The 25,815-nt window shown below is 74.6% G+C and carries 26 protein-coding genes; 17 read left to right on the top strand and 9 right to left on the bottom strand.

What is annotated here, in order from left to right; genetic code table 11:
* The first annotated feature begins 42 nt into the window (after window positions 1–42).
* The 3 genes from A0J59_RS12220 to A0J59_RS12210 all read left to right on the top strand — a co-directional run bounded on the left by A0J59_RS12220 (window position 43) and on the right by A0J59_RS12210 (window position 5,261).
* A complete protein-coding gene (locus A0J59_RS12220; RefSeq protein WP_064316260.1) occupies window positions 43–2,292 on the top strand; it encodes a glycoside hydrolase family 127 protein in 2,250 nt (749 codons plus the stop codon).
* On the top strand, window positions 2,289–4,298 hold the full coding sequence (locus A0J59_RS12215; RefSeq protein WP_064316259.1) for an Ig-like domain-containing protein: 2,010 nt from the start codon (window positions 2,289–2,291) through the stop codon (window positions 4,296–4,298). The genes A0J59_RS12220 and A0J59_RS12215 overlap by 4 nt, the downstream gene beginning before the upstream one ends.
* A 330-nt stretch (window positions 4,299–4,628) precedes the next feature.
* Window positions 4,629–5,261 (top strand): hypothetical protein, encoded by a 633-nt coding sequence (locus A0J59_RS12210; protein WP_064316258.1) that lies wholly within the window; start codon window positions 4,629–4,631, stop codon window positions 5,259–5,261.
* 48 nt (window positions 5,262–5,309) lie between these two features.
* Here A0J59_RS12210 and A0J59_RS12205 read toward each other — a convergent pair whose 3' ends face one another.
* Window positions 5,310–6,623: an MFS transporter gene (locus tag A0J59_RS12205; RefSeq protein ID WP_172820053.1), complete on the bottom strand. Its 1,314-nt coding sequence runs from the start codon at window positions 6,621–6,623 to the stop codon at window positions 5,310–5,312.
* Between the two features lie 76 nt (window positions 6,624–6,699).
* Here A0J59_RS12205 and A0J59_RS12200 point away from each other — a divergent pair, with 76 nt between their 5' ends.
* Window positions 6,700–7,275 (top strand): transcriptional regulator, encoded by a 576-nt coding sequence (locus tag A0J59_RS12200; RefSeq protein ID WP_082918981.1) that lies wholly within the window; start codon window positions 6,700–6,702, stop codon window positions 7,273–7,275.
* Window positions 7,276–7,310: 35 nt separating this feature from the next.
* On the opposite strand, the gene A0J59_RS12195 is transcribed toward A0J59_RS12200, so the two are convergent.
* Together A0J59_RS12195 and A0J59_RS12190 are read right to left on the bottom strand one after the other, a co-directional pair.
* A complete protein-coding gene (locus A0J59_RS12195; RefSeq protein WP_047231698.1) occupies window positions 7,311–8,015 on the bottom strand; it encodes a TrkA family potassium uptake protein in 705 nt (234 codons plus the stop codon).
* A 163-nt stretch (window positions 8,016–8,178) separates the two neighbouring features.
* Window positions 8,179–9,555: a TrkH family potassium uptake protein gene (locus A0J59_RS12190; protein WP_047231549.1), complete on the bottom strand. Its 1,377-nt coding sequence runs from the start codon at window positions 9,553–9,555 to the stop codon at window positions 8,179–8,181.
* A 166-nt stretch (window positions 9,556–9,721) separates the two neighbouring features.
* On the opposite strand from A0J59_RS12190, the gene A0J59_RS12185 reads away from it, so the two are divergent.
* Window positions 9,722–10,951, top strand: coding sequence for an acetoin utilization protein AcuC (locus tag A0J59_RS12185; protein WP_082918980.1), 1,230 nt, complete (start codon window positions 9,722–9,724; stop codon window positions 10,949–10,951).
* A 221-nt stretch (window positions 10,952–11,172) separates the two neighbouring features.
* Entirely contained in the window at window positions 11,173–11,271 is a 99-nt protein-coding gene (locus A0J59_RS21240) for a 30S ribosomal protein bS22 (RefSeq protein WP_003792170.1), read from the top strand.
* A 140-nt stretch (window positions 11,272–11,411) separates the two neighbouring features.
* Here A0J59_RS21240 and A0J59_RS12180 read toward each other — a convergent pair whose 3' ends face one another.
* Window positions 11,412–12,293: an HAD family phosphatase gene (locus tag A0J59_RS12180; RefSeq protein WP_082918979.1), complete on the bottom strand. Its 882-nt coding sequence runs from the start codon at window positions 12,291–12,293 to the stop codon at window positions 11,412–11,414.
* Window positions 12,294–12,354: 61 nt separating this feature from the next.
* On the opposite strand from A0J59_RS12180, the gene A0J59_RS12175 reads away from it, so the two are divergent.
* Together A0J59_RS12175 and A0J59_RS12170 are read left to right on the top strand one after the other, a co-directional pair.
* Entirely contained in the window at window positions 12,355–12,648 is a 294-nt protein-coding gene (locus A0J59_RS12175; RefSeq protein WP_369799770.1) for a glutaredoxin family protein, read from the top strand.
* Between the two features lie 59 nt (window positions 12,649–12,707).
* Window positions 12,708–13,382, top strand: coding sequence for a redox-sensing transcriptional repressor Rex (locus tag A0J59_RS12170; RefSeq protein ID WP_197088739.1), 675 nt, complete (start codon window positions 12,708–12,710; stop codon window positions 13,380–13,382).
* Between the two features lie 110 nt (window positions 13,383–13,492).
* On the opposite strand, the gene A0J59_RS12165 is transcribed toward A0J59_RS12170, so the two are convergent.
* Window positions 13,493–14,044, bottom strand: a complete 552-nt coding sequence (locus A0J59_RS12165) for a YceI family protein (RefSeq protein ID WP_053369575.1) — start codon at window positions 14,042–14,044, stop codon at window positions 13,493–13,495.
* 172 nt (window positions 14,045–14,216) lie between these two features.
* On the opposite strand from A0J59_RS12165, the gene A0J59_RS12160 reads away from it, so the two are divergent.
* From A0J59_RS12160 to ccsB, 6 genes are all read left to right on the top strand, one after another.
* Entirely contained in the window at window positions 14,217–14,744 is a 528-nt protein-coding gene (locus A0J59_RS12160) for a MarR family winged helix-turn-helix transcriptional regulator (RefSeq protein WP_047231553.1), read from the top strand.
* Between the two features lie 70 nt (window positions 14,745–14,814).
* Complete coding sequence (locus A0J59_RS12155) at window positions 14,815–15,486, top strand: histidine phosphatase family protein (RefSeq protein ID WP_047231554.1); 672 nt, start codon at window positions 14,815–14,817, stop codon at window positions 15,484–15,486.
* 127 nt (window positions 15,487–15,613) lie between these two features.
* Window positions 15,614–16,246 carry a TlpA disulfide reductase family protein gene (locus A0J59_RS12150; protein WP_082140963.1) on the top strand — a complete coding sequence of 211 codons (633 nt, stop codon included), beginning with the start codon at window positions 15,614–15,616 and terminating at the stop codon, window positions 16,244–16,246.
* Window positions 16,247–16,356: 110 nt separating this feature from the next.
* A complete protein-coding gene (locus A0J59_RS12145; protein WP_047231702.1) occupies window positions 16,357–17,112 on the top strand; it encodes a cytochrome c biogenesis CcdA family protein in 756 nt (251 codons plus the stop codon).
* A gap of 1 nt (window position 17,113) precedes the next feature.
* Window positions 17,114–19,003, top strand: a complete 1,890-nt coding sequence (locus A0J59_RS12140) for a cytochrome c biogenesis protein ResB (RefSeq protein WP_064316256.1) — start codon at window positions 17,114–17,116, stop codon at window positions 19,001–19,003.
* A 3-nt stretch (window positions 19,004–19,006) separates the two neighbouring features.
* Window positions 19,007–20,026, top strand: coding sequence for a c-type cytochrome biogenesis protein CcsB (gene ccsB / locus A0J59_RS12135; RefSeq protein ID WP_047231556.1), 1,020 nt, complete (start codon window positions 19,007–19,009; stop codon window positions 20,024–20,026).
* Between the two features lie 111 nt (window positions 20,027–20,137).
* On the opposite strand, the gene A0J59_RS12130 is transcribed toward ccsB, so the two are convergent.
* Window positions 20,138–20,608, bottom strand: a complete 471-nt coding sequence (locus tag A0J59_RS12130) for a PLD nuclease N-terminal domain-containing protein (protein WP_064316255.1) — start codon at window positions 20,606–20,608, stop codon at window positions 20,138–20,140.
* A gap of 31 nt (window positions 20,609–20,639) precedes the next feature.
* On the opposite strand from A0J59_RS12130, the gene A0J59_RS12125 reads away from it, so the two are divergent.
* Window positions 20,640–21,005, top strand: coding sequence for a DUF4229 domain-containing protein (locus A0J59_RS12125; RefSeq protein ID WP_064316254.1), 366 nt, complete (start codon window positions 20,640–20,642; stop codon window positions 21,003–21,005).
* A gap of 31 nt (window positions 21,006–21,036) precedes the next feature.
* Here A0J59_RS12125 and A0J59_RS12120 read toward each other — a convergent pair whose 3' ends face one another.
* Both A0J59_RS12120 and A0J59_RS12115 read right to left on the bottom strand, forming a co-directional pair.
* Window positions 21,037–21,906 carry a 1,4-dihydroxy-2-naphthoate polyprenyltransferase gene (locus tag A0J59_RS12120; protein WP_064316253.1) on the bottom strand — a complete coding sequence of 290 codons (870 nt, stop codon included), beginning with the start codon at window positions 21,904–21,906 and terminating at the stop codon, window positions 21,037–21,039.
* 53 nt (window positions 21,907–21,959) lie between these two features.
* Window positions 21,960–23,225, bottom strand: coding sequence for an AMP-binding protein (locus A0J59_RS12115; protein ID WP_064316252.1), 1,266 nt, complete (start codon window positions 23,223–23,225; stop codon window positions 21,960–21,962).
* A 98-nt stretch (window positions 23,226–23,323) separates the two neighbouring features.
* On the opposite strand from A0J59_RS12115, the gene A0J59_RS12110 reads away from it, so the two are divergent.
* A complete protein-coding gene (locus A0J59_RS12110) occupies window positions 23,324–24,400 on the top strand; it encodes a DUF3048 domain-containing protein (protein ID WP_053369578.1) in 1,077 nt (358 codons plus the stop codon).
* A 139-nt stretch (window positions 24,401–24,539) separates the two neighbouring features.
* The gene (locus A0J59_RS12105) at window positions 24,540–24,797 is read left to right on the top strand and encodes a hypothetical protein (protein WP_047231562.1); all 258 of its coding nucleotides are present in this window, start codon (window positions 24,540–24,542) and stop codon (window positions 24,795–24,797) included.
* A gap of 9 nt (window positions 24,798–24,806) precedes the next feature.
* Here A0J59_RS12105 and A0J59_RS12100 read toward each other — a convergent pair whose 3' ends face one another.
* Window positions 24,807–25,814, bottom strand: a complete 1,008-nt coding sequence (locus tag A0J59_RS12100) for a 1,4-dihydroxy-2-naphthoyl-CoA synthase (protein ID WP_255365172.1) — start codon at window positions 25,812–25,814, stop codon at window positions 24,807–24,809.
* Window position 25,815: the final 1 nt, after the last annotated feature.

Genomic DNA, 25,815 nt, shown 5'->3' with positions numbered 1-25,815 from the left:
CGCTTCCACCACTCGACGACGAGTGAGAAGGAGCGACAGCTCATGCACGTGCACGACACCAGCTATTCGCGACGAACCGTCCTGCGGCTCGGGGCGCTGGCCGCGGGGGCGACCGGCGCCGTCGCGCTCGCGGGCGGCGGCAGCGCGCTCGCCGCGCCGCCGGTCCCGGCGCTGACGGTCCCGAGCGGACCGCCCGTCAGCCGGGCCTTCCTGCGGTCCCTCGACCGCTCGGTCACCCTCGACGGCTGGGCCGCCGAGCCGTTCCCGATGTCCGACGTGACGCTCGCCCCGAGCGTCGCGACGCGCTCGCAGGACCAGATCCTGCACCTCGCGCGCGAGTACCCCGTGGACCGCGTCCTCGCGGTGTTCCGGCGCAACGCCGGGATCGACACCCAGGGCGCGTCGGCGCCCGGCGGCTGGGAGGGCTTCGGCCACGCCAACGAGCAGCCCTGGGGCCCCGACGACTACCCGGGCCGGGCGAACACCCAGACCGCGAACCTCCTGCGCGGGCACTACGGCGGGCACTTCCTGTCCATGGTGTCGCTCGCCTACGCGAGCACGGGCGAGACGGTGTTCCGCGACAAGGTGGACCAGATCGTCGAGGGCCTCGGCGAGGTCCAGACGGCGCTCGCGGCCATGGGCCGGTTCAGCCACCCCGGGTTCCTCGCCGCCTACGGCGAGTGGCAGTTCAGCCAGCTCGAGAAGTACGCGCCGTACGGGGAGATCTGGGCGCCCTACTACACGTGCCACAAGATCATGGCCGGCCTGCTCGAGGCGTACCGCCTGGCGGGCAGCGACCAGGCGCTCGAGCTCGCGTCGTCCATGGCGGCGTGGGTGCACAGCCGACTCTCCGTGCTGCCGCAGGCGCAGCTCGACCGGATGTGGGGCATCTACATCGCGGGCGAGTACGGCGGCATGAACGAGGTGCTGGCCGACATCGCGTCGATCACGGGCGACGACACGTACGTCGCCACGGCCAAGCTGTTCGACCTCAACACGCTCGTCGACGCGAGCGCCGCGGGCACGGACACGCTCAACGGCAAGCACGCGAACCAGCACATCCCGCAGTTCCCCGGCTACCTCAAGGTCTACGACCTCACGGGCGAGGAGCGGTACCGCCAGGCCGTCGAGGGCTTCTGGGGCATGGTCGTGCCCGGGCGCACGTATGCCCACGGCGGCCACGGCGAGGGCGAGCTGTTCGGCCCGCCGAACACCGTCGCGGGCGACATCGGCGCGCGCAACGCCGAGACGTGCGGCACGTACAACATGCTCAAGCTCTCGCGGCTGCTGTACTTCCACTCGCTCGACCCGAAGTACATGGAGTACTACGAGCGGGGCCTGCTCAACCACATCGTCGGCTCGAAGAAGAACACGCAGTCCACGACGAGCCCCGACGTCACGTACATGTACGGGGTCAACCCGGGCACGCGCCGCGAGTACGGCAACACCGGCACGTGCTGCGGCGGTACGGGCCTCGAGAACCACGTGAAGTACCGCGACTCGGTCTACTTCCGGTCCGTCGACGGCGAGGTGCTGTACGTCAACCTCTACCTCGCCTCCACCCTGACGTGGGAGGAGAAGGGCTTCGAGGTCGTCCAGGAGACGCAGTACCCGAAGGTCGGCGCGACCCGCCTCACGGTGAACGGCTCCGGGCAGCTCGACCTGCGCCTGCGCGTACCCGGCTGGGTGCGCAAGGGCTTCACGGTGACGGTCAACGGGGTGGAGCAGGAGCTCGACGCCGTACCCGGGACGTACGTGAGCGTGTCGCGCTCGTGGTCGCCCGGCGACGTCGTCGAGGTGACGATGCCGCTGAGCATCCGCGCCGTGCCGACGATCGACAACCCTGCGATCCAGAGCATCGAGAACGGTCCGACCGTCCTGCTCGCGCGCAGCGCGTCGCGCGAGTACCTCAAGCTGTCGCTCTACGCCCACATGGGCCTGGACGGCACGCTCGAGGGCGCCTTCACGGACCTCGGGAACGGGTACTTCCGCCTCGGGGACCTCACGTTCGAGCCCGCATGGTCGGGCGACGACACGCAGTACCACATGTACGTCGAGCGCTCCGAGCCGCGCGTGGTCTTCGCCGGGCTCGACAGCGGCGTCACCAACGCCGCGCGGCCGAACGGGACGACGTTCCTCGACGTCGTGTGGGGCGACGGCGGCTTCGCCGACCGCGCCGCGTTCCTCCAGAAGGTCCAGCGCACGGTCGAGCAGTTCACCGCGGACGGCCTCCTGAGCCGCCGCGACGGTCAGAAGGTCCTGGTCACGGCGGGGAAGGCGAGGCTGGCATGAGCGCGCGCACCAACTCATCACGGGTCGCGGGCTCGACCGTGCTCATCCCGCTCGGGGACCGGCCGGCGGCACCGCGTGCCCGACGGCGCGTGGTCGCCACCGCGACCGCGCTCGCCCTGGCCCTCACGGGCGCGGGGGTCGGGGCGTGGGCCGCGGTCGGCGGTCCGGGGCCCGCAGGGTTGACCGCGGCGGCCGACGAGGCGCCGTCGAACGTCGCGCTCATCGGCACGCCCGAGGCGAGCTACACCGCGTCGTGGAACAAGGTCGAGGCCGTGAACGACGGCGCGGGCGTCAGCACCGGGGGAGCGCACGACGCGACGTGGGCGACGTGGAGCGGGGATCGCCCCGCGACGCAGTGGCTCGAGTACTCCTGGACCGCGCCGGTCACGGTGGACCGTTCCGTCGTCCGGTTCTGGTCGGACGGCACCGACGCGAACGGCGACAACGTGCGCGTCCCGGCGTCGTGGACGCTCCAGTACTGGGACGCCGACGCCGGCGCGTTCGTCGACGTCCCGAACCCGAGCGGCTACCCGACGCAGCGTCTCGAGACCAACGAGACGACCTTCGACGCGGTGACGACGACCCGCCTGCGCGCGACGTTCGCCGCGCTGCGGGGCACCACGGCGACGACGTACTCGGCCGTCGGGGTCTCCGAGTGGGAGGTCTGGGGCACGGGCGGCGTCGAGGAGCCCGAGCCGGTCGACCCGAACGGGCCGATCGACCACTCGCCCGTCCACATCCCCACGGACGTCGGCGTCCTGCCCGACCTCCCGGCCGAGATCGACGCGATCTTCACCGACGGTCGTGTCGAGACGGTCGCGGTCGACTGGGAGGACGTCACGGCCGAGGACGTCGCCGCGGCGGGCGCGTTCGAGGTCAGCGGGACGTCGGACGAGCTCGTCGAGCCGGTGAGCGGCACGGTGCACGTGCGCGACGGCGAGCCGGGTGCGATCACGGCGGTGGACAACGTGAGCGTCGTGACGCTCGCGGGCACCGCCCCGGTGCTCCCGGCGACCGTCACGGCCGAGTACGAGGACGCGTCGAAGGACAGCCGCATCCCCGTGACGTGGGACGCCGTCGACCCCGCGGAGTACGCCGAGCCCGACGGGCTGTTCTTCGTCGACGGCGACGTCGAGGGGACGGACGTGCCGGCCGAGGCCGTCGTGTTCGTCGTCGCGCCCGACACCGGCGAGGACACGACCCCGCCCACCGTGACCGTGACTGCCCAGCCCGGCCCGGCGACGTCGGGCTGGTACGTCCAGCACCCGACCGTCACGGTCGTGGCCTCCGACAACCGCGACCCCGCCCCGGCGGTCGAGGTCTCGGTCGACGGCGGAGCGTGGGCCCCGTACGACGGACCGTTCGCGGTCGACGAGGACGGCGTGCGCACCGTCGAGGCGCGCGCGACGGACGCCGCCGGCAACGTCGGGACGGGCTCGCGCGAGCTCCGCGTCGACAGCGCCGCGCCCGTGACGGTCGCGACGCTGCGCGAGGTCGGCAGCAGCGTCGAGATCACGCTGGCCGCCACGGACGCGGGCTCGGGCGTGGACAAGGTGCAGTGGGAGGGTCCCGGCACGTTCTGGGGCACCTATACCGAGCCGTTCACGCGCGCGCTCACCGACGAGCCGCAGGTCATCGAGTTCGCCGCGACCGACGCGGCGGGCAACGAGGAGGTGCGCCAGCAGGTCGTCCTGCCCGCGCTGGGTGACGAGCCGGAGCTCGACCTCGCGGTCGAGGTCTCGCCGCGCTGCCTCGCGGGCAAGGCGTACGTCGCCGTGCGCGCGACGAACGGGGAGGACGTCCCGGTCTCGGTGACGCTCTCCACGCCGTTCGGGCAGAAGGCGTTCGCGGACGTGGCGCCAGGCAAGAGCGCGTACCAGTCGTTCGCGACGCGCGCGACGTCGGCCGCGGCCGGCACCGCGACCGTCACGGCCACCGCCGCTGTCGGCGGAGAGGAGGTGACCGCCACGGTCGACGCGCAGTTCGACGCGCTCGACTGCGGCTGACCCGCCGCTCGCCAGGTAGAGCCCCGGTACCGCGAGGTAGAGGCGTGGTCGTGACCACGCCTCTACCTCGCCAGGGCGGGTGACCACAGACCCCCGGGCGGTGTGCCGGCACCGCCCGGGTCCGGCTCGGCCCTCGTCGCTCCTCGGAGCGGCGGGGGCCGAGCCTCGTGCTGCCCGAAGTCGGGCCGGTGGCGGGAGGGTGAACAACCTGGACACCTGTTCAGTTCAGGCGTCCAAGATGGCAAGATGATCGCGGCTGGACGCTCGTCCAGCCGGGTTCGGGGGGACCCAGCAGCGCCCACCCCCGGGCCGGACGAAGAGGTTCATCGCGTGACGACCACCCGCAGGCTGCTCGCCGCCCTCGTGATCGCCGGCTCCCTCCTCGTCCCCGCCGGAGCGGCGTCAGCCGCCGCCCTCACCGCCACGTCCCCGGACCCGGCCGAGGGCGTGCGCGTGAGCGTCGAGATCACCGACCGCGAGGTGCCCGCAGGGCCGCGCGTCGTCGTGGGCGAAGGTCCGTTCGTGGTCGGCGGCGAGCTCGTGGTCCGCGGCACCGGCCTCACGTCGCACGCCACCTACGAGGTCTGGCTCGAGAGCGAGCCCGTGCTGCTCGGCACGGTCAGGACCGACGCGGACGGCGCGTTCGAGCTCATGACGACGATCCCGGTCGGGACGTCCCCGGGCGAGCACCACGTCCGCGTCGTCGCCCCGGGCGTCGACGCCGACGTGCTGTCCGAGCCGTTCGTCGTCCTCGCCGCACCGGGCGAGCCCCAGGAGCCCGGCGGGACGCCGTCCACCGGCACGGGCGGGACGGCCGGCGGCGGGACGTCGGCGTCCCCGCGCCCGGGCGGTCTCGCCACCACCGGCACGGGGCTCGTCGGGGCCGCCGTGCTCGCGGGGGTGGCCGTCGCGGCTGGTGCCGCGCTGCGCCGTCGGGCGCACCAGGACCGGCCCGCCGCCTGACCGCCGCCGGGGCGGAGGGCTCGCGCGACGAGGCGGTGACGGCGCGGTTCAGTCCTCGGTGACGGGGTCCTCCGCGGGCTCGACCGCCCGGTCCCCGACGCCGGCGCGCTCGTCGGCGGCCTGCTCCGCCGCGTCCATCGCGCGATCGTCCACGACGAGCATGCCCAGCAGCGTCGTCGCGGACACCGCGGCCATGACGACGAACACGCTCCGCAGCCCGAACACCTCGCCGAGCAGGCCGCCGACCGCCGCGCCGAGCGGCATCGTCCCCCACGCGACGAGCCGGTAGCAGGAGTTGAGGCGGCCGAGCAGCGCGTCGGGCGTGATCCGCTGCCGGAGCGAGACGGTGACGACGTTCCACACGGCGATCCCGGCGCCGCCCACGGCGTAGACGGCGCCGATCACCCACGCGTTCGTCGTCACCGCGGGGACCCCCACCAGCGCGACCGTGCTGAGCACGGTCAGCGCGAGCGAGCGCGCCCGGCCGACGAGCACGACGACGCGCTCCGCGACGAACGAGCCGGCGAACGCGCCGACCGCGGTCGTCGTGAGCAGCACGCCGTACGCCGGCTCCGACAGCCCCAGGGGGGAGTCGGGGCCGACGGCGAAGAGCACGAAGATCGCGAACGCGGCGTTGCTCGCGAAGTTGATGCCGCCGACCATGAGGGCGAGCGTGCGCAGGATCCGGTCGTGCCACAGGAAGCGCAGGCCCTCCGCGATGTCGGCCCGCAGCGTCGTGCGGGTCGTGCGCTCGGGGCGGTACGAGCCGGGCAACCCGACGAGGAGCCCGACGGCGAGCGCCCACAGCGCGCCCGGGAGCCCGAACGCCACGGCCGCGCCCGCCGCGACGAGCAGCCCGCCGAGCGGAGGCCCGACGAACTGGTTGGCGGTGAGCTCCGCCGCGTACAGCCGCCCGTTCGCCCGGGGGAGCGCGGTGCGCGGGACGACCTGCGGCAGGATCGACTGCGCCGAGGTGTCGTAGAGCGTCTCCGTGACGCCCACCCCGAACGCGACGACGTAGAGCGCGGCGATGCTCCCGGCGTCGGGCACGAGCGCGACGGCGGCGAGCGCGACCACGAGCAGCGCCCGCGCCACGTTGGCGCCGATCATCGCGTGGCGGCGGTCGAGCCGGTCGGCGAGCGCGCCGGCGGGCAGCGCGAAGAGGAGCCAGGGCAGGGTGAGGGCGAACGTCAGCCCGGCGACGAGCGCGGGGGAGTCGGTGTACCGGACCGAGACGAGCGGCAGCGCGACCTTGAGCACGCCGTCGGCGAGGTTGGACACCGTCGACGCCGTCCAGAGCCGCCGGAACGGCGCACCCAGGGGCGTGCCGGCCGGGCGTCGGCGGCGGGGCGGGGAGTCCATGCGGCCCAGCATGGCACAGTGATCGAGAAAACCCAATCGATCGGGTGATCTCGATCGACCGCCGTACGATGGGTCCATGAGCGCCGAGCCCACGCCGCAGGCCCCTGCCCCCGGGCCGGGGACCACGCCACCCGAGGTGCCCGGGCGCCGCCCGCCCACGGCCCTCGAGGCCAAGGCCCTCGCCCACCCGTTGCGCCAGCGCATCGTCCGGCAGTGCGGCACGCGCGAGATGACCAACAAGGAGCTCGCCGACCACCTCGGTGTCGCGCCCGGCACGGCCCTCCACCACGTCCGGCTGCTCGTCCGGGCCGGCCTGCTCGAGCCCGCGGAGGTGCGGACCGGTGCGGGGGGAGCGCTCGAGCGCCCCTACCGCGCGACCGGGGCGACCTGGTGGCTCGACGACCCCCTGCGCGGCACCGCGCCCGACGTCCGGTTCGGCCCCGTCGCCGCGGCGCTCGACGACGCCCTCGCCGCCGGCCCCGACGCCGTCACGACGTCCGCCGCGTTCCGCCTCCACCTGTCGGACGACGACGTCGCCGAGCTCGACCGACGCATCCTCGCCGTCCTCGACGAGTACGTGGCGACGGACGACCAGCGCCTCGACCGGCCGCTCCACCGCGGGCTGTTCCTCCTGCACCGCCCGCCGTCCTGAACGACCTGACCGTCCTGACCGTCCGGTCGGTCCCGTCAGGGGCGGGCGGCGAAGCGTTCCAGGAGGTCGGCGTGACCCGAGACGATGAGGAGGTCGTTCGCGCTGATGCGGGTCTCGGGGTTGGCGTAGAGGAAGTCCTCGCCGGGGGACTTCACCCCGATGACGGTGACGCCGTAGCGCTCGCGGACCTTGGACTGCGCGAGCGTGAAGCCCTGGACCTCGCGGGGCGGTCGCATCTTGACGATGGTGAACCCGTCCTCGACCTCGATGTAGTCCAGCAGCTTGCCGGAGACCAGGTGCGCGACGCGCGCGCCGGCGTCGGCCTCCGGGAAGACGACGTGGTGCGCGCCGATGCGCTGGAGGATGCGCCCGTGCTCGGCGGAGATGGCCTTGGCCCAGATCTGCGGCGTGCCCAGGTCGACGAGGTTGCCCGTGATGAGGACGCTCGCCTCGAGCGACGTGCCGACGCCGACGACGGCGACGGGGAAGTCGCGCGCGCCGAGCTGCTCGAGCGCGACGGGGTTGGAGGCGTCGGCCTCGACGAGGGGGAGCTGCCCGCTCCACTGGGCGACGAGGTCGGGATCTCGCTCGACGGCGAGCACGTCCTGGCCGAGGCGGTCGAGCGTCGCGGCGATGGCCGTCCCGAAGCGTCCGAGACCGATGACGAGGACGCCTGCGTCCTTGCGCGGAGCCTTCGCCTCGTCGCGGCGGGAGCGCTCGGCACGCCCGCGCTCGACGATGCGCCGCGCGACGGGGTCTGCCGACAGGGCGTCCTTCCCGGTCGCCGGCCCGGGGCTCGGGTCGGCGCCGCGGGAGAAGGGGTCGGTCACGGTGGGGCCTTTCGTGTGGTCGGGGAGGGTCGGTGGCGGTGCCCGACGGCGCACGCCGCGGCGGGCGGGTCGCTCACCCGATGATGGGGCGTTCCTCGGGGTAGCGCACGATGCGGCGGCGGTCGCGCAGCGCGAGCGCCGCGGCGAACGTCATGGTGCCCGTGCGGCCGACGAACATGAGCGCGACGAGCACGTACTTGCCCGCGTCGGGGAGGTCGGGCGTGATGCCGGTGCTGAGGCCGACCGTCGCGAACGCGGAGATCGTCTCGAAGAGGATGACGTCGAGCGTCTCGCCCGTGATCTCCAGCAGGAGAAGGCTCGCCAGCAGGACCGCGGTCGCGCCGACGAAGGACACGGCGACGGCGAGCCGCAGGGTGTCGCGAGGGATGCGGCGACCGAAGGCCTCCATGTCCCGGTCGCCGCGCGCCTCGGACACGATCGCGATGAGCATGACGGCGAGCGTCGTGACCTTGATGCCGCCCGCGGTCGACGCGGAGCCGCCGCCGACGAACATGAGGGCGTCGGTGATGAGCCAGCTCGCCTCGTGCATGCCGCCGGTGTCGACGGTGGAGAAGCCGCCCGAGCGGGGCATGACGCCCGCGAAGAGCGAGGCGAGGAGCTTCTCCCCGAACGCGAGCGGGCCGAGGGTGCGCTGGTTCGTCCACTCGACGGCCGCGAAGAGCACCGTGCCGACGACGACGAGGGCGGCGCTCGTGGTGAGCGTGAGCTTGGTGTGCAGGCTCCACTTCCCGACGCGCTTGCGGTTGCGCATGACGTTGAGGATCACGGGGAAGCCGAGGGAGCCGATGAACACGCCGAGGATGATCGGCAGGCACAGCATCCAGTCGCCCACGTAGGGCGCGAGCCCCTGCTCGGTGGGGATGAAGCCCGCGTTGTTGAACGCCGAGATGCCGTAGAAGATCCCGTGCCAGGCGGCCTCCCCGAACGTCTCCTCGAGGACGATGAAGCGGGGCAGGAGGAGCAGCGCGATGAGCAGCTCGAGCGACGTCGAGGTGATGATGACGACCCGCACGAGCGAGCCGACCTCGCCGAGCCGCGTCGTCTTGGTCTCGGACGCCGTGAGGAGCTTCTGCGTGAGGCCGATGCGTCGCGACACGGCCATGCCGAGGATCGACGCGAGCGTCATCACGCCCAGGCCGCCGATCTTGATGCCGAGCAGGATGACGACCTGCCCGTACGTCGACCAGTACGTCCCGGTCGGCACGACGACGAGGCCCGTCACGCACACCGCGGACGTCGCGGTGAACAGCGCGTCGACGAAGGGCGCCGCCCGTCCGCTCGCCGTCGCCCAGGGCGCCATGAGGAGGGCGGTGAAGACGGCGATGACGGCGGCGAAGACCGTGACGGCGAGGCGTGCGGGCGACTGCCGGGCGAGGCGGTCGACGATCTCCCGCCCCTTGAACAGGCGCCCGGTCATGCTCGTCGGCATGGAGCCTCCCTCACCACTCGCGCCACTCTGCCACGGGCCCGGTGGCCCGTCATGTCGCCGCTCCGGCGCCGGGACATCATGCCGCTTCCGGCGCCCGGGTGCCGCACCGGGGTCCGGCGACCGGTCCACCGGGGCGGGTGCGCGCCGTCGGGCGTTACCGTGAGCCATGCCCACGACCGACCCCACGTCGTCGCCCGCCCCCACCGGTGCGGGCGCCGCGGCGCCCGGATCCTGCGTCGTGTGGAGCCCGGAGCTCCTCGGCTACGACTTCGGCCACGGCCACCCCATGGCCCCGGCCCGGCTCGACCTGACGATGGGCCTGGTGCGCGCGCTCGGTCTGCTCGACGGCGACGCAGCGCCTGCGGTCCTACGACCCGAGCCCGCGAGCGACGACGTGCTGGGGCTCGTGCACGACCCCGAGTACGTCGCGGCCGTGCGCGCGGCGTCCGTGCACGGGACGCCCGACCCGGCGCGGGGGCTCGGCACCGAGGACGACCCCGTCTTCCCGGGGATGCACGAGGCCGCCGCCCGGATCGTCGCGGGCTCGTACGAGGCGGCGGGGGAGATCGCGGCGGGACGCGTCGGGCACGCGGTGAACGTCGCCGGGGGCATGCACCACGCGAAGGCCGGCGCGGCGTCGGGCTTCTGCGTCTACAACGACGCGGCGGTCGCGATCCGCCGCCTGCTCGACGACGGCGTCGCGCGCGTCGCCTACGTGGACCTCGACGCGCACCACGGCGACGGCGTGGAGGAGGCGTTCTGGGACGACCCGCGCGTGCTCACGGTGTCCGTCCACCAGAGCGGCGCGACGCTCTTCCCGGGGACGGGCCACCCGACCGACGTCGGGGGCGCGGGCGCCGGGGGGACCGCGGTGAACGTCGCGCTGCCACGCCGGACCGACGGCGCCCGCTGGCTCCGCGCGGTCGACGCCGTCGTGCCGCCCGTGCTGCGGGCGTTCCGGCCCGAGGTCCTGGTGACCCAGCACGGGTGCGACGCGCACGGCGAGGACCCGCTCTCCGACCTCGACGTGTCCGTCGACGCGCAGCGCACCGCCCTGGGGTGGGTGCACGACCTCGCGCACGAGCTCGCCGACGGACGGTGGCTCGCGCTCGGCGGCGGCGGGTACGCGATCGCGCGCGTCGTGCCGCTCGTGTGGTCGGCCGTCGTGGGGGAGGTCGTGCACCGGCCCGTGACCGCGGGCGAGCCGCTGCCGGAGGAGTGGCGCGCGCGCGTGGCCGAGGTCGCGGGGTTCGACGCCCCGCTCGCGTTCGGCCCGCCCGTCGACGTGCGGCGCTGGAGCAGCGGCTACGACCCGGACGACGACGTCGACCGCGCCGTCGCGGCCACGCGCCGCGCCGTCTTCCCGCTCCTGGGCCTTGACCCGCACTTCGACTGAAGCCGTGGCGGGCGGCGCCTCACGGGAGCGCCGCGGGCCCCCGCGGGCGGCGGCGTACCGGGGCACGAGCGCGAGCGGGTAGTCTAGGGGGCGGATTTCTCTCGTGTTGGTCGGCTCGCGGCGCCCTCGTGGTCGCCGGGGCGCCCCGATCAACCGTGGACCACACGCGGCCGGTCGACCGGTCGCCGACCGACACGCCGCTCGAGCATTGCGAGGACCGTATGGGCTCCGTCATCAAGAAGCGCCGCAAGCGCATGGCCAAGAAGAAGCACCGCAAGCTGCTTCGCAAGACGCGTCACCAGCGTCGTAACAAGAAGTGACGTCGCGCGCGTCCTGACGCGCCGACCCGCCGTCGAGCCCGGCCCCTCCCGTGGGGACCGGGCTCGACGCGTCTCCGGCGCCCGTCGAGGAACAACCGCGGTCGCGCGGGGGAGAACCGCGGTCCGCCGTGCTGGTCGGCTCAGAGGCGGGCGATGCGGCGGTCGACGGCGCGGCGCACGGAGCGCAGGACGAGGGCGGCGGCCCAGGCGGCGCCGGCCCAGCTCGCGGTGCGGACGCTGCTGCGGGCGACGCGCCGACGACGGCCGCGGAACTCGCGGATGGGCCAGCCGACGTCCTGGGCGTAGCGGCGCAGCCGTGCGTCGGGGTTGATGGGGCAGGGGTGGCCGACCGTCTCCATCATGGTGACGTCGTTGAGCGAGTCGCCGTAGGCGTAGGACGCGTCGAGGTCGATGTCCTCGAGCTCGGCGAGGGCGCGCACCCCGGCGGCCTTGGCGCGGCCGTGCATCATGTCGCCGACGAGTCGCCCGGTGTAGAAGCCGTCCTCGTGCTCCGCGACGGTGCCGAGCGCGCCGGTCGTGCCGAGGCGGCGGGCGATGAGCTCGCCGATCTCGACCGGGGTCGCGGAGACCAGCCACACCTGGTGCCCCGCGGCGAGGTGCTCGTCGAGCAGGCGGCGCGTGCCGGGGTAGATGCGCAGCGAGAGGACGGTGTCGTAGACCTCCTCGCCGATCGCGGTGACCTCGGCGACGGAGCGGCCGGCGATGAGCGCGAGCGCGCGCGACCGGATGCGGTCGATCTGCTGCTTGTTCTCGCCGAACAGGAGATAGCGCGCCTGGTGGACGGCGAAGCGCGCGATGTCGAGCGTCGAGAAGAACTCGCGCTGGTAGAGGGCGCGGGCGAGGTGGAACGACGACGCGCCGCGGATGATCGTGTTGTCGACGTCGAAGAACGCGGCGGTGCGGTGCGCGGGGGCGGGCGGCGTGCGCTCGGCGGCCGGTGCGTCCTCGGGGTCCGTCGACCCGGGGGGCGGGACGGGGCCCGGACCGGAAGACGTCGCCATGACCCCACTCTAGGCGGTCTCCGGACCGTCCCGGGGGCGGGTCCCTCGTACCCTGGGAGTCGTGACCACCTCCGACGCCCCCGCCCCTCCCGTCGTCCTCTACGGCCGCGCGGGGTGCCACCTGTGCGACGACGCACGGGCGGTCGTCGAGGCGGTGTGCGCCGAGGCGGGGGTCGCGTGGGCGGAGGTGGACGTCGACGCGCCGGGCGCGGACCCGGTGCTGCGCGAGCAGTACGGCGAGTACGTCCCGGTCGTGACGGTCGGCGGCGTCCAGCAGGGCTTCTGGCGGGTGGACGCCCGCCGGCTCGCGCGCGCGGTGGGTCGGATTTCGACGGCGCGCGCGGACCTGGGATGATTCCTCCCGGTGGAGCGTGACCGTCGACGAGGACGGTCCCAGGGACGACGGGGTGACGGGTGGCTGAGCAGGTAGTCGGTGAGGTGACGGCGCCGGGGATCCCGAGCGCGACGGTGGCGCGGCTCCCGTCCTACCTGCGGGCGCTGCGGGACCTCGTGGCGCGGGGGGTGGCGACGACGTCGTCGGTCGAGCTCGCGGAGCTCTCCGGCGTGGGCCCGGCGCAGCTCCGCAAGGACCTGTCGTTCCTGGGCTCGTTCGGCACGCGCGGCGTCGGGTACGACGTGGACTCGCTCGCGCAGTACATCACCGAGGCGCTGGGGCTCGTGGACGAGCACCGCATCGCGATCGTCGGGATCGGCAACCTGGGGCACGCGCTCGCGAACTACTCGGGCTACGAGCAGCGCGGCTTCCACGTCGCGGCGCTCCTCGACGCGTCGCCGGACGTCGTCGGGACGCGGGCGGCGGGTCTCGTCGTCGAGCACGTCGACGCGCTCGAGGAGGTCGTGGCGCGCGAGAAGGTGTCGATCGTGGTCCTCGCGACGCCCGCGGCGCACGCGCAGTCGGTGGCGGACCGCGTCGTCGCCGCCGGGGTGCGCGAGATCCTCAACTTCGCGCCGCGCGCCCTCCAGGTGCCCGCGGACGTCGACGTGCGCGGCGTGGACGTCGGCAGCGAGCTCCAGATCCTCGCGTTCCACTCCCAGGCTCGCGCGCTCGCCGAGGCGCAGGACCGCTGAACGACGAAGGGCCGCGTGCTGGTGCACGCGGCCCCTCGGGCGGCACCCCTGCCGGTGGGTGCAGCGTTCCCGGGGAAGGGTCCCGGGGAAGGGTGTCCGGGAGTCGGTCGTCAGCCCTGCTTGATGGCCGAGACGTCGAGCGCGATCTTGATCTTGTCGCCGACGAGCACGCCGCCGGTCTCGAGCGCCGCGTTCCAGGTCAGCCCGAACTCCTTGCGGGAGATCTCCGTCGTCGCCTCGAAGCCGGCGCGCGCGTTGCCGAACGGGTCGGTCGCGGTGCCCGCGAACTCGGTCTCGAGCTCGACCGGCTTGGTCACGCCGTTGATGGTCAGGTCGCCCGCCACGACGAAGTCGTCGCCGTCGCCGGAGATGCTGGTCGACGCGAAGCTCCACGTCGGCTTGTTCTCGGCGTCCCAGAAGTCCGCGCTGCGCAGGTGGTTGTCGCGGTTCGCGTCGCCCGTGCTCACGGACGCCGCGTCGAGCTCGGCGGTCACGGAGGTCGACTCGAGGTCGTCGCCCACGGTGATGGTGCCGGCCGTGATGGCGAGCGTGCCGCGCACCTTGGAGATGCCGGCGTGGCGAACCGTGAAGGCCGCCTGCGAGTGGGACGAGTCGAGGGCGTAGGTACCGGCGTTGAGCCCGGCGGGTAGCGGCGTGGCCATGGGTGCTCCTGAGGGGGTCGTGGGTCCCGGAGGACCGAACTTGGTTGAAGGTTCAACTTCGTACGAGCGTATCAACAGCAGGGGGTGATCCGTCTATTCCCGGTGGGGTGGAAGAATGTTGCCCGAGGTTCCGCCCCCGAACCGACCCCCGTCCGCGAGCGCCCGAGGACCTATGACCAGCAACGACGTCGACGCCCAGCCGACGACGACCGCCAGCACCGTCGCGACCGCGAGCGCGGAGCCGCGCTGGCTCGACGCCGAGCAGCAGCGTCTGTGGCGCGCCTACCTCGACGGGACCGTGCGCTTCATCGAGTCGCTGGGGCGTGACCACGAGGAGCGGTCGGAGGTCTCGCTCAACGAGTACGAGCTCCTCGTGCGGCTCTCGGAGAGCCCGGACCACACGCTGCGCATGTCCGCGCTCGCCGACGGGCTCGCGCGCTCCCGCAGCCGCGTCACCCACACGGTCGCGCGCATGGAGGCGCGCGGCCTGGTGCGGCGCTCGGCGAGCACGGGCGACCGCCGTGGGGTCAACTGCGCGATGACGCCGGAGGGCTACCGCGTGCTCGTGGCGTCCGCCCCGGCGCACGTCGCGGCCGTGCGCCGGTTCATGGTCGACGTGCTCACGCCGGAGCAGTTCCAGGCGCTCGGCGAGGCGATGGCCGCCGTCGCCGCGGCGTGCAAGGCGGACCGCGACGCCTGACCCCGCCGCCGCCCCGGGGTCGCGTGCGCCGGGTGCCGGTCAGAGCCCGGAGTGCGGGACACTGGTGCGCATGGTCTCCACCATCGTCCACCTCCTGCGCCACGGCGAGGTCCACAACCCCGACGGCGTCCTCTACGGCCGCATCCCCGGCTACCACCTCTCCGAGCGGGGCCACGAGATGGCCCGCCGCGTCGCCGCGCACCTCGCGGGCGAGCCCGGCCCCGACGGGGCGTCGCGCCCGCGCGCCGACCTCGCCGTCGTCGTCGCGTCACCGCTCCAGCGCGCGCAGGAGACGGCGACGCCCGCCGCCGAGGCCTTCGGGCTCGAGCTCGGCACGGACGACCGCCTCATCGAGGCGGCGAACCACTTCGAGGGCAAGACGTTCGGCGTCGGGGACGGGTCGCTGCGCCACCCGCAGCACTGGCCCTACCTGTGGAACCCGTTCCGCCCGTCGTGGGGCGAGCCGTACGTGGAGCAGGTCGCGCGCATGCGGGCCGCCGTCGCCGACGCGCGGGACAAGGCGGCCGGGCACGAGGCGCTGCTCGTCAGCCACCAGCTCCCCGTGTGGCTCACGCGCCTGAGCTTCGAGAACCGCCGGCTGTGGCACGACCCGCGCAAGCGTGAGTGCTCGCTCGCGTCGCTCACGTCGCTGCACTTCGAGGACGACCGCCTCGTCGGCCTGCACTACTCCGAGCCGGTCGCCGACCTCCTCCCGGGCGCCGCGACCGTCGCGGGGGCGTGACGTCGGTCATGTCTCACGCCGTCGTCGCCGTCCAGGCGCCCGAACCGTCCCGTTCGGAAGTGGCGGAGGTCACGTCTCTCAGGTGGCGTCCAGGAACCCCGGGCAGGGTGCCTCCCGTGATGACGCTGTGACCGCCAGCTCGCGCGCGCGTGACCCGCGCGCCCTCCCGCCCGTCCGCCGCGTGCTGACCGCGGGCGTCGTGGTCGCCGCGACGCTCGGCCTCGCGGCGTGCGCCCAGGACTCCGGCGCGACGACCGACGTCGTCGGGCAGGGCTACGTCTCCGGCGACGGCTCGGTCCGCACCTGGGACGCCGGCGAGCGGGGTGACGTCGTCGCGCTCACCGGCACCGACTACGAGGGCGAGCAGGTCGACACGAGCGCCTGGCTGGGCGACGTCGTCGTCCTCAACACGTGGTACGCGGCGTGCGCGCCGTGCCGTGCCGAGGCGCCCGACCTCGTGGCGCTCGCGAACGACCGCGCCGACGACGGCGTGCAGGTGCTCGGCATCAACACGACCGACGAGGCGGGCGCCGCGCAGGCGTTCCAGCGCCGGTTCGAGGTGCCCTACCCGTCGATCGACGACCGCAGCGGGGAGGTCGTCGCGGCGCTCTCCGGCACCGTGCCGCTCCAGGCCGTGCCGTCGACGGTCGTGCTCGACCGCGAGGGCCGCGTCGCGGCGCGCGTCATCGGGCTCGCCGAGGGCTCCACCCTGGACGCGCTCGTCGACGACGTGCTCGCCGAGGACGAGGCGGCCGGCTGACCGTGGTCACCCTCGCGTCCCTCGCCGCCACCGTCCCGACCGCCGCGCTCCCCGCGGCCGCCGCGACGAGCGTCGGCGACACGTTCGCCGCGACGGTCTGGAGCGGGTCGATGCTCCTGGCGGTCCCCGTGGCGGTCCTCGCGGGGCTCGTGTCCTTCGCGTCGCCGTGCGTGCTGCCGCTCGTGCCCGGTTACGTCGGCTACGTCTCGGGCATGGCCGCGGCGAACGCCGGGAGCGGGCGCGGAGCGTCCGGGGGGACGACGACGGCCACCCGGGTCGCGGCGCCGAGCCGCGGGCGCGTGCTCGCGGGGGTCGGGCTCTTCGTCGCCGGGTTCACCCTGGTCTTCGTCGCGCTCATGGTCGCGGCCGGCGCGATCGGCGTGCACCTGGTCCGCTGGGAGGACGTCATCACGCGCGTCCTCGGCGTCGTCGTGATTCTCATGGGGCTCGCCTTCATGGGCGCGGTCCCGTTCCTCCAGCGCGAGCGGCGCCTTCACCTGAGCCCGCAGGCCGGGCTCTGGGGTGCGCCGCTGCTCGGCATCGTGTTCGGGCTCGGCTGGACGCCGTGCCTCGGTCCGACGCTCGTCGCCGTGCAGTCGCTGTCGCTGAACGAGGCCTCGGCGGGCCGTGGCGCGATCCTCGGGATCGCCTACTGCCTCGGCCTGGGTGTGCCGTTCCTGCTCATCGCGCTCGGGCTCCAGAGCTCGCAGCGCATGCTCGGCTTCCTGCGCCGGCACCGCCTCGCCATCATGCGGATCGGCGGCGGGCTGCTCGTGCTCATCGGCCTCGCGCTGGTCACGGGCCTGTGGACGACGTGGACGTCGACCATGCAGGGCTGGATCGACGGCTACGTGACGGTGGTGTGAGATGACCGAGCGGACCGGCCAGGCCGAGAGGTCAGAAGAGCGTCCGACGACCTCGACGGGCTACCGCCCCGAGGGCATCGACGACGCGTTCTCCGCGGGCGACGGCCCGGGGGACCGGACGCCGTCGGGTGGCGGGGGTGACGCGGGAGGCGACGGCGGCCCGGCGCTCCCGAGGCTCGGGTGGCGCGGCACGCTGCGCTGGACGTGGCGCCAGCTCACGAGCATGCGCGTCGCGCTCATGCTGCTGATGCTGCTCGCGGTCGCGGCGGTGCCCGGCTCCGTCCTGCCGCAGCGCCCCCAGGACCCGGCGGCCGTGCTGCGCTACCTCCAGGAGAACCCGACGACGGGGGAGTGGCTCGACCGGCTCGGCTTCTTCGACGTCTACGCCTCGGTGTGGTTCTCGGCCATCTACATCCTGCTGTTCGTCTCGCTCGTCGGGTGCATCCTGCCGCGGACCAAGGCGCACTGGCAGGCGCTGCGTACGCGCCCGCCGCGCACGCCGCGGCGCTTCGACCGCTTCCCGGCACAGGGGCGCGCCGTCACCGACGCGTCGCCGGACGACGTCGTCGCGGCCGCGAGCACGCACCTGCGTGGCCGTCTGCGCTGGCTGCCGACGTTCCGCGTCGACACGGGCACCGAGGAGGCCGCCCCGGCACGGGGCCGCGCCGCCGCGCGGCCCGCGGCGCGCACGGTGTCCGCCGAGCGGGGCTACGTGCGCGAGACCGGCAACCTGCTGTTCCACCTGTCTCTCGTCGGCCTCCTGGTCGCCGTCGCGACGGGCCAGCTCCTGCACTACCGCGGGCAGGCGATCGTCACGGAGGGCCGCGGGTTCGCGAACGCGGTCGTCGACTACGACACGTTCGAGAACGGCGCGTGGTTCCGGCCGTCGTCGCTCGTGCCGTTCTCGATGACGCTCGACGCCTTCGAGTCCGAGTTCGCCCAGGACTCCGTCGCGTTCGCGCAGTCGCGCGACTTCACCGCGACGGTCACCGTGCGCGACCCCGACGGCACGACCCACGAGGAGACCATCAAGGTCAACCACCCGCTCACCGCGGGCGGCGCCAAGATCTACCTCCAGGGCAACGGGTTCGCGCCCGAGGTCACGGTGCACGACGCCGACGGCGAGGTCGCGTTCTCCGGCCGCGTGCCGTTCCTGCCCGAGGACACGATGTACACCTCGCGCGGCGTCATCAAGGTGCCCGACGTGTCCTCCGGCCTCGACCAGATCGGCCTCGTCGGGTACTTCCTCCCGACGGCCCAGCTCAGCGAGGACGGCGAGACCGCGGCGTCGGTGTACCCGCAGCCGATCAACCCGCTGCTCGTGCTCGAGGTCTACCGCGGCGACCTCGGCCTCGACGAGGGTCTGCCGCAGAACGTCTACCGCCTCGACACCGACGACCTCACGCCGTCGGTCGACGAGGACGGCGAGCGTGTGAAGCTGCTCGTCGCCCCGGGCGAGACGGTCGACCTGCCCGACGGTCTCGGCACGATCACGTTCGACTCGCTGCCGCGCTACGTCGCGCTCGACCTGCGCCACGACCCGTCGCTCACGTGGGTGCTCGTGTTCGCGCTCGGCGCGCTCACGGGGCTCGCCGTCTCGCTCTTCACCCCGCGCCGCCGCGTGTGGGTGCGCGCGTGGCGCGAGGAGGTGCCCGGGACGGGCGACGACGCCCCGCGCGAGCGCACCGTCGTCGCCGTCGCGGGCCTCGCCCGCGGGGACGACGCCGGCCTCCAGGGCGAGGTGGACTCGCTTCTCGCCGCGCTCCCGGGCGTGGCACCATCGGGTGAGGGTGACCTCACCTCGTCGCCGGGACGCGCACCGGCCGACCGCACCCGCTCCACCGCGCGTCCCGCACAGGACCCGACCGCGCGACCGCGCACGAAAGGCTGACCGATGACCGTAGCCGAGCTGAGCCAGGACCTCGTCTGGGCCGCTGCGACTGCCCTGACCGTCGCGCTCGTCGCGTTCGCGATCGACCTCGCGCGGCTCGCGGGCCGCGCCGACGACGAGCGGGCCGAGGCACGGGCCGACGCGAAGGCGCCCGGCGCGGAGGTGCTCGCCGGCGCGGGCGCGTCCGTCTCGCCGTACGGCCCGGACACTCCGGAGGCCGTCGACGCCGCCCCCGTCGCCGCGCCCGAGCCGTCGCGCAAGGCCGCCAACATCGGGATCTCGCTCACGTGGCTCGGGACGGCGCTGCTGCTCGTCGCGATCGTCACGCGCGGCATCGCCGCGGGCCGCACGCCGTGGGCCAACATGTACGAGTTCACGCTCGTCGGCGCCTTCGTGGCCCTCGCGGTGTTCCTCGGAGTCTCCCTCAAGCGCGACGTGCGCTTCCTCGGGTCGTTCGTGACCGGCCTCGCGGTGCTCTTCCTCGTGCTCGCGCAGAACGCGTTCTTCGTCGCCGCGACCGGCGTGCAGCCCGCGCTCCAGTCCTACTGGCTCGTCATCCACGTGGGCGTCGCGATCATCGCGACGGGCATCTTCACCGTCGCGTTCGTCACGTCGGTGCTCCAGCTCCTGCGCGACTCGCGCGACTCCGGGAACGCGTTCCTCGGCGCGCGCGGCTGGCGCTGGCTCGACTCGACGCCGGGGCCGCTCCAGCTCGAGGCGCTGAGCTTCCGCCTCAACGCGGTCGCGTTCGTGCTGTGGACGTTCACCATCATCGGCGGCGCGATCTGGGCCGAGCACGCGTGGGGCCGCTACTGGGGCTGGGACCCCAAGGAGGTCTGGAGCTTCGTCGTCTGGATCGTGTACGCGGCGTACCTGCACGCGCGCACGACCCGCGGCTGGTCCGGGCGCCGGGCGGCGTACTTCGTGATCGTCGGCTACGCGTGCGTACTGTTCAACTTCACGGGCGTGAACCTGCTGTTCAACGGCAAGCACTCGTACTCGGGCCTCAACCCGGGCGACTGACCCGGTCCGGCACCGCGCCGCACCGAGCGCTGCGTCCCCGCGCGAGCGCTGCGTCCAGACGCGCAGCGCTCGACCGCGGACGCAGCGCTCGACCTGTGCGCGGCGGGTCGGTCAGCGGGCGGTGTCGTCGCCGTCGTCGGACCCGTTGCTCGCCCCGGGTCGACGCGCGTCGCCGTCGTCCTCGGTCCGGCCGTCCTCCGTCGTGTCCCCGGTCGCCGGGGGAGCGTCGTCCGTCGCGGGCGAGGGCGCCTCGTCCCGCGTCTGGCGGCGCTGCTGCTGCTCGAGCCGCCAGAGGAACTCGGGGTCGTCGTCGGGCGCGACGGGGGCGTTGCGGCGCCGGCGCGTGCCGCCGTTCGACGAGCCGCCCGACGGGAGCCCGCCCGCGTACCGCGAGCCCGAGCGTGACGCGGACCGCTTGACCAGGGTCCAGGCGATGGGGCCGAGGAACGGCAGCAGGATGATGAGGACGATCCACAGCCCCTTGGGGATGCCGCCGCGCTCCTCCTCGTCGCTCGAGGCGAGGTCGACGAGCGCGTAGACCGCGAGGCCGACGGCGATGAGGGGGAGCAGCACGCGAAGCATGGCTCCAGCCTACGGGCCGTACCCTGGACTCGTGCCTGTCGTCGTCTACTCCGTCCTGCGTCTGCTGCTCTTCGCCGCCGCGCTGGGCGTGCTCTGGTTCGCCGGCCTCCGGGGCTGGCTGCTCGTCCTCGTCGCCGCGGTCGTCGCGCTCATGCTGTCGTACCTGACCCTGCGCAAGCCCCGCGAGGCCGCCTCGCGCTACCTCGCCGCGCGAGCCGAGCACCGCGCGCGCACGGGCGAGCGGTTCTCGCGCGAGATCGAGGACGACGCGGCGGCCGAGGACGCGGCCCTCGACGCGGCGGCCGAGGATGCCGCCCTCGACCGCGAGGAGAAGGCCGCCGCGCCGGGCACGGACCCGGCGCCGACCGAGCGGCCCGGGACCTCGTCGGCCCGCTGAGCCCACCGAGGCCGCGGCCTGCTGCCGGTGCTCAGAGCGCGAGCCCGACCCCCAGCAGCACGCCGTACGCGAGCTCGAACAGCCCGGTCCCGGCGAGCACCGGCACGAGGAGCGGGCCGCGCGCACCCGCGATCACCGGGAGCGTGAGGAGCACGGCCGGCAGCAGGAGGACCAGGGTGCCGAGCGCCCAGGGCGACGCGAACGCGCACACGACCGCCAGCAGCAGCGGGAGCCAGATCATCGCGACGTAGGCCCGGCGGGCACGGAAGTCGCCGAGCCGGACCGCGAGCGTGCGCTTGCCCGCGACGACGTCGGTCGGGATGTCGCGGATGTTGTTCACCATGAGGATCGCGCACGCGAGCAGGCCCACCGCGACCGCCCCGACGGCCGACGGCCACGTGACCACCCCCGCCTGCGTGTAGGTGGTGCCGAGCGTGGCGACCAGGCCGAAGAAGACGAAGACCCCGACCTCGCCCAGTCCCCGGTAGCCGTAGGGGTTGCGGCCGCCCGTGTAGTACCAGCCCGCGAGGATCGCGAGCGCGCCCACGGCGATCAGCCACCAGTGGCCGGTCACCGCGCAGAGCACGAGCCCGAGGACGGCGGCGACGCCGAACGCGCCGAACGCCGCGGCGCGCACCTGCCCGGGTCGCGCGGCGCCGGTCGCGGTGAGCCGCATGGGGCCCACGCGGTCGAGGTCGGTGCCGCGCACGCCGTCGGAGTAGTCGTTCGCGTAGTTCACGCCCACCTGGAGCGCGAGCGCGACGCCGAGGGCGAGCAGCGCGGGCCAGAAGGCGAAGCCGTCCACCTGGGCCGCGGCGCCGGACCCGACGATGACGGGCGTCGCGGCGGCGGGAAGGGTGCGCGGGCGCGCGCCCGCGACCCACTCGGTGGTGCTGGCCATGGTGCTCCGTCTCGGTCGTGCGGGTCGTGCAGGGTGGTGGGACCGCGGGCGGCTCAACCAGGGCGGCCCTGGAGGTGCCCGACGGCGAGCCGCGCCACCGCGGCGCGGTCCACCTTGCCGGGCCCGCGGCGCGGGAGGTCCGCGACGACGAGCACGCGACGTGGTGCGGCCGCCCGCTCCAGCCTATCCGTGACGTGGTCCCGGACCGTGGCGACGAGCGCGGCCGGGGCGTCCGCGACCGCGCCCCCCGTGCCGGGGGCCGAGCCGGGAGCGGCGGGCGCGGGCCCGCCCGTCGTGACGACCGCGACGACCTCCTGCCCCCACTCCGGGTGCGGCACGCCGACGACGCACGCCTCGCCCACGCCGTCGACCTCGGCGACGAGGGCCTCGACCGCGGCCGGGGCGACGTTGACGCCGCCCGAGACGACGACGTCGTCCGCCCGACCGAGCACGGTGAGCGACGGCTCGTCCGGCGCCCCGTCGAGCCGGCCGAGGTCGCTGGTGCGGAACCAGCGCGTGCCGTCGTCGTCGGTGCGGAAGGCGTGCGCGGTCGCGGCCGGGTCGCCGAGGTAGCCGTCGGCGAGGAACGGGCCGGAGAGCTCGACGACGCCCGTGGCGCCGCCCGGCCCGTCCTCCGGCGTGGGGCGTGCGAGGCGCACGCGCGCGCCCCCGAGCGGGACGCCGTCGTACACGCACCCGCCGCTCGTCTCCGTCATGCCGTACGTGGTCACGACGCGCGCGCCCGCCGCCCGCGCGCGGCGCAGCAGCGCGGGAGGCGCGGCGGCACCGCCGAGCAGGACCGCGTCGAGGGCGCAGAGCGCGTCGAGTCCCGCGCCGCCGCCGTCGGAGCCCGCCTCCGCCGCGGCGAGGAGGCGGTGGAGCTGCGTGGGGACGAGCGAGACGTACCGGCGCGCGGCGCGCGGTGCCCGGGCGACGAGCGCGGCGAAGCCGGCCGGGGTGAACGGCTCGTCGTCCGGTGCGACCGTGAGGCCTCGCCCGGCCGCGTGCGCGCGGGCGACCACCTGCACGCCCGCGACGTGCGTCGCGGGCAGCGTGAGGAGCCAGTGCCCGGGCCCGCCCAGCCGCTCGTGCGTCGCGGCGCCCGAGGCGCGCAGCGCCGCCGCGGACAGCACGACCTCGCGCGGCTCGCCCGTCGAGCCCGACGTGCGCAGGACGAGCGCGGCGCCCGGCGGCACGTCGGCGGGCCCGGGCCGGGCGAGCAGCGGGACGGGCGCCACCGGGGCGCCGGCGCCGTCGAGCGCGGCGCCGACCGCCGCGACCAGGGCGTCGAGATCGGCGGGGACGACGGCGCGGTTCACCGGATCAGCGTAGGCCGGGCCGTAGGGTGACCGGGAAGCGCACGTCCGTCGCAGGGGCAGCGCCAGGACCGGGTCCTGGACCGACGGGAAGGTCGAGGATGACGAGGACGGCACGAGGGCACGGCGCGGTCCGGGCGAGGCTGGTGGTCGCGCTCGCCGCGGCGTCGGTCCTGCTCGCGGGGTGCGGCGGCGAGCCGGCCGCGCCCACCACGGAGACGGTCGACGCGGACGTGTCCGCGGACAAGGGGGCGCCGCCCACGCCGGACGTGCCGCTCGTGTGGCCGCTGACCGGCGTCGAGGCCGAGGAGGTCGCGGACCGCCCGGCGCTCGCGGTGAAGATCGAGAACGCGCCCCAGGCGCGGCCGCAGACCGGCCTCGAGCAGGCCGACGTCGTGTGGGAGGAGGTCGTCGAGGGCGGCATCACGCGCTTCGTCGCCGTCTACCACTCGCAGGTCCCCGAGCGCGTCGGGCCCGTCCGCTCCGTCCGGCCCATGGACCCGGCGATCGTCGGTCCGCTGCACGGGATCCTCGCGTACACGGGTGGCCAGCAGCCGTTCATCGATGCCGTCGGTGCGGCGGGGGTCCAGTCGGTCGTCATGGACGAGGGCGACGACGGGTTCACCACGACCCGCGCGCGCCGTGCGCCGCACAACGTGTACGGCAGCCCGGAGGAGTTCTGGGCCCAGGCCGACGGCGACCGCACCACGCCCCCGCCCGCCCAGCTCGTCTTCGCCCGGGAGCCGGGGACCGGCACCGCCACCGTGGCGGGCAGCGCCGCGACGCGGCTCGACGTGCGGCTCACGTTCGCGAGCAGCGCGGTGTGGGAGTGGAACGCCGACGAGGGTCGTTACGTGCGCAGCGAGGGCGACACGCCCGCCGTGTCCTCGGACGAGGTGCGGCTCTCGGCGACGAACGTCGTGCTGCTGTCCGCGCCGATGGAGGACACGGCGTTCAAGGACCCGGCGGGGGTGCCCGTCCCGGAGACGAAGCTCGTGGGGACCGGCGAGGGCGTCGTCGCGAGCGGCGGCAAGCAGGTGCCGGTGACGTGGTCCAAGGAGACGGTCGAGTCCCCGGTGGTGCTCACCGGGGCGGACGGGAAGCCCGTCGAGCTCGAGCCCGGGGCCTCGTGGATCGAGCTCGTGCCGGTCGGGTCGGGGAGCTGGGAGGCCGGCTGACGGTCCGTCTCTGCCGGCGGCGGCCCCCGGGGTCCTCCCCACGGCGTACGACCGCTCCGCCCCGAGGGGGACCGGCGGGCATCCAGGTCGAGCCGCGGGGCCGACGCGGAGACGGGGTCCCGGGCGGGACCGTGGAGTCATGGCAACCGTCGTCCCGCACCCCGTCCACCCGTCCCAGCCCGGCACCCCCGGCGAGGGCGCCGCGCAGCGCTCGACCGAGGGCCGGCTCCCGCCCTCCTACGCGCCGCGCACGCCGCGCGACGACGAGCCCGGCGCCGCGCGCTCCGCCGCGCCCGTCGCGATCTCGGTCGGGCTCCTGTTCGGCCTCGCCGTCGCCGCGGCGTTCGTCGGCCGCGGCCTCATCGAGATGCTGACGAGCCTCGTCGCCGGCTCCTGACCCGCCGGGTCAGAACGCGTAGCCGAACCGGCCCCAGTCCGGGTCGCGCCGCTCCAGGAACGCGTCGCGCCCCTCCACGGCCTCGTCGGTCATGTACGCGAGCCGCGTCGCCTCGCCCGCGAAGACCTGCTGGCCCATGAGCCCGTCGTCCGCGAGGTTGAACGCGAACTTGAGCATGCGGATCGCCTGCGGCGACTTCGACGCGATCGTGCGCGCGTACTCGATGGCCAGCGCCTCGAGGTCCGCGTGGTCCGCGACCTCGTTCACCGCCCCCCACTCGTACGCGTCCTGCGCCGAGTACTCCCGCGCGAGGAAGAAGATCTCCCGCGCCCGCTTCTGCCCCACCTGCCGCGCCAGGTACGCCGAGCCGTAGCCGCCGTCGAACGAGCCGACGTTCGCGTCGGTCTGCTTGAACCGCGCGTGCTCGCGGCTCGCGATCGACAGGTCCGCGACGACGTGCAGCGAGTGCCCGCCGCCCGCCGCCCACCCGTTGACGACCGCGACCACGACCTTGGGCATCGTCCGGATGAGCCGCTGCACCTCGAGGATGTGCAGGCGCCCCGCGCGGGCCGGGTCCACCGCGTCGCGCGTGTGCACGTCTCCGCCGCCGTCGGGCGCGGTCGTGTACTGGTAGCCCGAGCGCCCACGGATCCGCTGGTCGCCCCCGGAGCAGAACGCCCAGCCGCCGTCCTTGGGGGACGGGCCGTTGCCCGTGAGGAGCACCGTCCCCACGTCGGACGTCATGCGCGCGTGGTCGAGCACGCGGTACAGCTCGTCCACGGTGTGGGGGCGGAACGCGTTGCGCACCTCCGGGCGGTCGAACGCGACGCGCACCACGGGCAGGTCGCGCACGACGGCGCCGTCCGCGTCGCGCTCCACGCCCCGGTGGTACGTGACGTCGGTCAGCTCCTCGAACCCGGCGACGTCGCGCCACGCACCCGGGTCGAACGTCTCGGACACCTGGCGGGGGAGCGCGTGCGCGCGGGGGTCGTCGGCGGGCACGCGCTCCCCCGCCAGG

The sequence above is a fragment of the Cellulosimicrobium sp. I38E genome (genome assembly GCF_001647255.1).
GTDB lineage: Bacteria > Actinomycetota > Actinomycetes > Actinomycetales > Cellulomonadaceae > Cellulosimicrobium > Cellulosimicrobium cellulans_E.
Note: the sequence above shows the minus strand (reverse complement) of the source record. Positions and strands in the feature narration are given on the sequence as shown.